Consider the following 602-nt stretch of genomic DNA (forward strand, 5'->3'; position numbering starts at 1 on the left):
GCTAATGAACATTTCAGTAGGGCAATCCTTATATGTATGAGACAAAAATTCAGGCAGAATGGCTGCATCAAATTCCCATATGCCTTCTTTTTCCCCAGATATTAATGCCTCCCAAGGTCTTCCATCTGAAACTTCGTTTGTGAAAAACACTCCGCTTTCTGTAAACTCTTTTGAGAACTTTTCCATCATTGCCCATACGAGGGGTTTGTGTTCATCTTTTATCTGTCCAATTCGATTTTCAATTTCTACTGTCAAGAACAGTAAACTAACTTCTATCCAAGTGTCTTGGAGTTCTTTTATTTCCTGTGGGGTCCATCCCGTCATATATGGGCGAATATGAAGTTGGTACCCATCATTATTAAATAACTGTTCTTCCGCGTCACCACCAACCAACAGAGTGTGTAAGAGTTCCCATTCCTGATCAGTTATGAAGTATTTAGAATCAAGTCCCAGAGAGTTTAGCACTTCTGCAAATTGCTTTACAACGTCCTTGAAATTTTCGGGGTTACTTTTGATACAAGTTTGTATTTGAGAATATTCGGACATTAAACCACCTCTTGTCTGGTTACTAGTACCCCATCATTATAAGTGCTGCCCGTTAG

General features: G+C 39.2%; 1 protein-coding gene. It reads right to left on the reverse strand.

Annotation, left to right across the window (positions count from 1 at the left end; translation table 11 throughout):
- A partial coding sequence (locus BK127_RS42290; protein ID WP_144026755.1) for a hypothetical protein occupies positions 1 to 546 on the reverse strand: 546 nt, incomplete at its 3' end.
- Between the last annotated feature and the right edge of the window lie 56 nt (positions 547 to 602).

This window comes from Paenibacillus sp. FSL H7-0331 (assembly GCF_001956045.1).